General features: G+C 63.6%; 6 protein-coding genes. 1 reads left to right on the top strand and 5 read right to left on the bottom strand.

All coding sequences use genetic code 11. The features are described 5' to 3' along the window. The 5 genes from VZ95_RS09250 to VZ95_RS09270 form a co-directional block, all read right to left on the bottom strand. Window positions 1–910: NAD(P)/FAD-dependent oxidoreductase (locus VZ95_RS09250; RefSeq protein WP_045775594.1), on the bottom strand; the 910-nt coding region annotated here is incomplete at its 3' end. Next, complete coding sequence (locus VZ95_RS09255; protein ID WP_045775595.1) at window positions 907–1,191, bottom strand: (2Fe-2S)-binding protein; 285 nt, start codon at window positions 1,189–1,191, stop codon at window positions 907–909. The genes VZ95_RS09250 and VZ95_RS09255, both read right to left, overlap by 4 nt. A 1-nt stretch (window position 1,192) precedes the next feature. After that, the gene (locus VZ95_RS09260) at window positions 1,193–1,987 is read right to left on the bottom strand and encodes an ABC transporter permease (RefSeq protein ID WP_045775596.1); all 795 of its coding nucleotides are present in this window, start codon (window positions 1,985–1,987) and stop codon (window positions 1,193–1,195) included. Window positions 1,988–1,992: 5 nt separating this feature from the next. Next, on the bottom strand, window positions 1,993–2,844 hold the full coding sequence (locus VZ95_RS09265) for an ABC transporter permease (protein ID WP_045775597.1): 852 nt from the start codon (window positions 2,842–2,844) through the stop codon (window positions 1,993–1,995). Next, window positions 2,841–3,884, bottom strand: coding sequence for an ABC transporter ATP-binding protein (locus VZ95_RS09270; RefSeq protein WP_045775598.1), 1,044 nt, complete (start codon window positions 3,882–3,884; stop codon window positions 2,841–2,843). The genes VZ95_RS09265 and VZ95_RS09270 overlap by 4 nt, the downstream gene beginning before the upstream one ends. Before the next feature lie 152 nt (window positions 3,885–4,036). Here VZ95_RS09270 and VZ95_RS29260 point away from each other — a divergent pair. Next, window positions 4,037–4,206, top strand: a 170-nt coding sequence (locus VZ95_RS29260; protein ID WP_156995184.1) for a helix-turn-helix domain-containing protein, incomplete at its 3' end; no start/stop codon positions are given.

A 4,206-nucleotide genomic window follows, 5' to 3' on the forward strand; every position in this document is an offset into this window, starting at 1 on the left:
TCCCGGCCCCGTCGCCCGCGAGATAAACGCCCGCAACGCTGCTGCGTCCGGCTTTATCGCGCACCGGCAGCCACGCCCGGTCCCGCTCGGAAAAATGAAAGGCGCAACCCGAAAGGTCAGCCAATTGGGTTTCGGGGCGTAAGGACAGGCCGTAGCCAATGCCGTCGCACTGCAAATGCTGCTCCCGTCCGCCCGCGCGCCAGGAAATGCCCTCGACGCGCGCCGTGCCCTCGATCCGTACCTGCTCGACCCCCGACACGAGGCGAACGCCCGCAAGCTTAAGGTCGAGCCCGAATTTCAGCCCGCGCAGCACAATCTTCGGCGCGAGCGCGAGCCCCCGGACCAGCGCCAGTTTTGCGCGGGCAGGTGCGCTATCGAGCACGGCGGCAACCTTCACCCCCGCTTTCAGATATTGCCACGCCACCAGATAGAGCAAAGGCCCGGAGCCGACGAACACCAGCTTCCGTCCAATCGCACACCCCTGCGCTTTCAGGGCGATCTGCGCGCCGCCGAGGGTGAAGACACCCGGTAGCGTCCAGCCGGGGACCGGCAAAATCCGGTCGGTCGCGCCCGTTGCCAAAATCAGCCCCGTATGGGCGAAGCGCTGGGCGGTGCCGTCCAGCGCGAGATCGGCAAAGCCCGGCTCCAAGTTCCACACTAACGCGTTCGGGAAATAATCGATCTGGCCCCGTAGGCCGTTGAACGCCGTGTGCAACGCGGTTGCCTTCGGCGCTTCGGAGCCATAGCGCGCCCGCGCCGACCGGCCATCGGGCACCAGGGGTTGCCGATAAATTTGCCCGCCGCAGGCCGGTGCCTCATCGACGACTAAGGGCCGCAACCCTGCCGCCACTAAGGTTTGCGCCGCTCGAATCCCCGCCGGCCCCGCGCCGATAATCAAGGGCTGGGTCATGCTGGAACCCCTGTCACGATCCGCAGACCGGGCGTTAGCGGTGTCGTGCAGGCACGCAGGCGCGTGCCGTCCTCAAGCTGAACCCAGCAATCCTGGCACGCGCCCATCTGGCAGAAGCCCGCGCGCGGATTGCCGGAGAACTCGCTGGTGCGGACCCGGCTTGCGTGGGTGAGAATCGCTGTCAGCACGCTATCCCCCGCCCGGCCCTCGCAAGGGGTGCCGTCGAGAGTGAAGGGCAGCGGCGTTTCGCTGTGGCGGGTGAGGCGATGCAGCAGCGGCATATCACTTCTCACCAATGAGAATTTTATCGAGCCCGAAGGCGCGGTCGAGCACCAGCATCGCCACCGCCGTCAGCGCCACCATGAGGGCCGAGACCGCCGCCATCATCGGATCGATGGATTCGGTGGCGTACATATACATCCGCACCGGCAGCGTAATCGTCTGCGGCGAGGTCACGAAAATCGACATGGTCAACTCATCGAAACTATTGATAAAGGCCAGCAGCCAACCGCCGGTAATGCCGGGCAGGATCATCGGCACAGTGACGCGGCGAAAGCTGGTCCAGGGCGAAGCCCCCAAAGTCAGCGCCGCCTGTTCGGCACTGCGGTCGAGCCCCGACAGGGCGGCGAGTACGAGGCGCAGCACATAGGGAAGAATGACGATCGTGTGGCTCACCACCAGCCAGCCGAAACTTCCCGTCGCCCCAATCAGCGCGAACAGCCGCAGGAAGGCGACGCCCAGCACCAGATGCGGAATAATCAGCGGCGACATGAACAACCCGTTCAGCGCCGCCCGCCCCGGAAACTGGTAGCGGTCGAGCGCGAGGCCCGCCGGAAGCGCCAAGGCCGTCGCCAAACTGGCCGAGAGCAGCGCCAGCAGCAGGCTATTCTTGAACGAGTCGACGAAATCGGGGTGCTCGAAAATCGCCCGGAACCAGCGTAGGGAAAAGCTGGTCGTGGGGATCGACAGGGTATTTTCCGGCGTAAACGCAACGAGGCAGATAATCGCCAGCGGCGCGAGCATGAAAATCACCACGAGCGTATGGAACAGCAGCGCGATGGGTCCGTTTTTCTGCATGGCGCTTACCCCAAGCTCTTGCGGGCGCGCGTTTCGATCACCCGGTTATAGGTCAACATGATGATGAGGTTGGCGAGCAGCACGAGAATGGCGATAGCCGCCCCCAGCGGCCAATTCAGCTCGTGCATATATTCGTCGTAGACGAGGGTCGCCGCCATTTTCAGCCGCCGCCCGCCGAGCAGGCCGGGAATGGCAAAGGCGCTCGCCGACAGGCCGAAGACAATTAAACTGCCCGACAGCAGGCCGATGCTCACCTGCGGCAGCACGATGCGGCGCAGGGTGGTGAAGCGCGAGGCCCCCAGCGTCCAGGCCGCTGCTTCCACGGTCGGATCAAGCTTCTGCAAGGCCGTCCAGACGGGAATGACCATGAAGGGTAGCATCACATGCACTAGGGCAATGACGATGGCGCTTTCGGTATAGAGCAGCTTCACCGGCCCCAGCCCGACCGCCTGCAAGGCTTGGTTCACGAGCCCCGTCGAGCCGAGCAGCATGCTCCAGCCGAAGGCGCGCACCACGACCGAGACCAGCAGCGGCCCCAGGATCACCAGCAGAAAGACCGAGCGCCACGGGTCGCGCATCCGCGACAGAATATAGGCTTCCGGCGCGCCCACGAGCGCGCAAATCAGCGTGGTCAGCAGGGCCAACCGCAGCGTGCGCCAGAAAATCGTAAGGTAATAATCGTCCGTGAGCACGCCGAGGTAATGGCCGAAAGTGAGGTCGTCCTTGATGCCCGTCGTATGGTCATAGGCGTGGAACGACAGGATCACCGTCAGCACCAGCGGAATAATAACCAAACCAATGAACAGCAGACTGCCCGGTGCCACCAGCAGCGCGGGCGTTAATCGCCGCCCGCTCATGGGGCACGCTCCACGCGCAGGCTGCCGGGGAGCCAGTCGAGCCCGACCGAATCGCCTTCCTGCGGCGGCTCTTCGCCGAGATTGGGGGCCGAGACCGCAAGCGGCCCCACGGGCGTTTCCACAGTGAACAGCCAGGAATTGCCGATGAAAAACCGGCTGGCAATCGTGCCCGAGAGCGATGCCCGCCCTGCAGGCCGCAGTAAAATCTTCTCGGGCCGCAGGCAGGCCGTGACCGCCGCGCCGTCCGCCAGATCCTGCGGCAGGCTCAGCAGCTGCACGCCCTTGACGGAAACGCCCCCCGCCTGCTGCCAAATGCCGTTCAGCCGGTTCATCCGCCCAACAAAGCTCGAAATAAATTCGGTCGCCGGGTGTTCGTAGAGCCGATAGGGCGTATCGACCTGGGTCATCCGCCCCTGTTCCATCACCACGACCCGGTCGCTGATCGACAGGGCTTCGGCTTGATCGTGGGTGACCATAATCGTGGTGGTGCCGACGCGGCGTTGAATGCGGCGCAACTCGAACTGCATTTCCTCGCGCAGCTTGGCGTCGAGGTTCGACAGCGGCTCGTCCAGCAGCAGCAGCGGCGGCTCGATCACCAGGGCGCGGGCAATGGCGACGCGCTGGCGCTGCCCGCCGGAAAGCTGGCGCGGGTACCGCTCGGCCATCGGCGTAAGATGGACAAGGGCGAGGATCTCCGACACCTTTTTATCGCGTTCCACCTTGCCGATTTTGCGCATTTCGAGCCCGAAAGCGACGTTCTGCGCCACGCTCATGTGCGGAAACAGCGCATAGCTCTGAAAAACGATGCCCAAGCCGCGCTTATTCGGCTTCTCGCGGGTAATATCGCGCCCGTTCAGGTGAATTGTGCCGCCTGAAGGCTCGGTAAGCCCGGCGATCATCTGCAAGGTCGTGGTTTTACCGCAGCCGGAGGGGCCGAGCAGCGAGATGAACTCGCCTTTCTCCACCGACAGGCTCACCTCTTTCACCGCCGTTAGATCGGCGTAGGTTTTGCTCAAGCGATCCAGCGTCAGAAAACTCATCACCACCTCGCCGGGGGAAACTCGACCTTGGAAAAGGGCATTGCGCCGCTGTTAAAAGGAGGCGGCAGAGGGGCCGGGAGCGTCAACGCGAAACTCCGTTAGAATGAATTTATTTTGACAAAATTCAGTTATTTGGAATTTATATAGGAATGATGCCTGAAGAATTCGAAAAAATATCCCCCGATCCTAGCGCATCCAGCCTGCGCCGCGCGCTCGGCCTGCTCCGCTTGCTTGCGGCCGACAGCAGCGGCGGCATGCGCCTGAAGGACATCGCCGCCGCCGCCGCCTGCACCCAGCCGACCGCGCACCGGGCCTTGCAGGA

Source organism: Elstera litoralis, assembly GCF_000963705.1.
GTDB classification, from domain to species: Bacteria; Pseudomonadota; Alphaproteobacteria; order Elsterales; family Elsteraceae; genus Elstera; species Elstera litoralis.

Bases quoted from the DNA above. Each gene is read 5' to 3' on its own strand.
- VZ95_RS09265 (WP_045775597.1), bottom strand. From the start codon at position 2,844: ATGAGCGGGCGGCGATTAACGCCCGCGCTGCTGGTGGCACCGGGCAGT.
- VZ95_RS09260 (WP_045775596.1), bottom strand. From the start codon at position 1,987: ATGCAGAAAAACGGACCCATCGCGCTGCTGTTCCATACGCTCGTGGTG.
- VZ95_RS09270 (WP_045775598.1), bottom strand. From the start codon at position 3,884: ATGAGTTTTCTGACGCTGGATCGCTTGAGCAAAACCTACGCCGATCTA.
- VZ95_RS09255 (WP_045775595.1), bottom strand. From the start codon at position 1,191: ATGCCGCTGCTGCATCGCCTCACCCGCCACAGCGAAACGCCGCTGCCC.